At 59.6% G+C, this 230-nt stretch carries 1 protein-coding gene; it reads right to left on the bottom strand.

The genetic code is table 11. The annotated features are described in order from the left end of the window. Positions 1-230, bottom strand: a 230-nt coding sequence (locus tag ACYP03_RS28395; RefSeq protein WP_459782992.1) for a 3,4-dihydroxy-2-butanone-4-phosphate synthase, incomplete at both ends; no start/stop codon positions are given.

Genomic DNA, 230 nt, shown 5'->3' with positions numbered 1-230 from the left:
ATCCGGGCGTCGCGCCATGGTGCCATCCGGATTAAGAATCTCAACAATTACACTGGATGGCTCAAGACCTGCCAGACGGGCAATGTCACAACCGGCTTCAGTATGGCCGGCGCGGGCAAGCACCCCACCTTCCTGTGCCATCAGAGGGAAAATATGACCAGGCATGACGATATCGGCAGGCGAAGCATTTTTCGCCACCGCAGCCTGCACGGTACGGGCGCGATCGGCGG

The organism is Photobacterium sp. R1, assembly GCF_054600795.1.
This window is presented reverse-complemented; position numbering and strand designations above follow the sequence as displayed.